Consider the following 553-nt stretch of genomic DNA (forward strand, 5'->3'; position numbering starts at 1 on the left):
TTTATATTTCCCATGAATTAATGAAATATAATTATGGACAGAGGCGGTGCTGGTATAAGTTGGACATGCACAACATCAGGTAATGATTATAATCAACCGGATGATCATACCGGTGCTTCAGGGAGTGTGCGATACAGGTATGGCACAGTGAGGCGGACGAATACGCCACTTCCCTATATCCCGAAGCGTCATGAATTTTATCCTGCTTCTGACGCCTGCTCTGCTAACCATCCACCAAGACATTCAATAAAACCTGTTCAGGATTTTAATGCTCTTATCACACAAGAAAAAATGGATTACCTGATGAGGATATCTACTCATTATGGTGATCGCTATAATGGGAAAAAACACAGTCAATTTGCCTGTTCAATCAAACAATACACATCAAGGTCAAAAAGACCATTAAATCACAGTGAACAACAGCACCTGATACCATTGTTGAACGATTTTAAAGCGACGTCCGGGTGGCCATGGCGAAGCCTGACGACGACGCTTCATTCATTTACTTCAGCGGGTGTTTTTACCCCTCATAAATACATGAATGAGGGAAGTA

General features: G+C 41.6%; 1 protein-coding gene. It reads left to right on the top strand.

Annotated features, from left to right (window positions below; all coding sequences use genetic code 11):
- Window positions 1-33: 33 nt before the first annotated feature.
- Window positions 34-553 (top strand): hypothetical protein (locus J7438_RS27220; protein ID WP_209279134.1); only part of this gene is annotated, 520 nt, incomplete at its 3' end.

Source organism: Thalassotalea sp. G20_0 (genome assembly GCF_017744175.1).
In the GTDB taxonomy this organism is placed as follows: domain Bacteria; phylum Pseudomonadota; class Gammaproteobacteria; order Pseudomonadales; family Endozoicomonadaceae; genus Endozoicomonas.